At 73.5% G+C, this 461-nt stretch carries 1 protein-coding gene; it reads left to right on the top strand.

Going from position 1 to position 461, the window contains the following annotated elements; all coding sequences use genetic code 11:
* Positions 1-461: AMP-binding enzyme (locus NX801_RS30625; protein WP_258791232.1), on the top strand; the 461-nt coding region annotated here is incomplete at both ends.

The following is a 461-nucleotide window of genomic DNA, read 5'->3' as shown; positions in this document are numbered from 1 at the left end:
GCCCGGTCCAGACGGCCGAGCGGTTCGTCCCCGACCCGTTCGGTCCGCCCGGCAGCCGGATGTACCGCACCGGCGACCTCGTCCGCATGGACACCGACGGCAACCTGATCTACCTCGGCCGCACCGACCACCAGGTCAAGATCCGGGGCCATCGGGTGGAGCCGGGCGAGGTGGAGGCGGTTCTCCTGTCCCACCCGGCGGTGCGCCAGGCGACCGTGGTGGCCCACCGGGGCCAGGGCGGTGGAGACGGCGACGACCGGCGCCTGGTGGCGTACGCCGTACCGGCGGGCGAGGGGACGGCAGCGGTGACCGGGGAGGAACTGCGGGCGTACGCGGGCGAGCGGCTTCCGGAGTACATGGTTCCGGTGGCCACCATGGTGCTCGACCGGCTGCCGCTGACCGCCAATGGAAAGCTCGACCGGGCTGCTCTGCCCGAGCCCGAGTTCATCGCCCGAGCCGCC

The organism is Streptomyces pyxinae, from assembly GCF_024756275.1.
Taxonomy (GTDB): Bacteria; Actinomycetota; Actinomycetes; order Streptomycetales; family Streptomycetaceae; genus Streptomyces; species Streptomyces pyxinae.
This window is presented reverse-complemented; position numbering and strand designations above follow the sequence as displayed.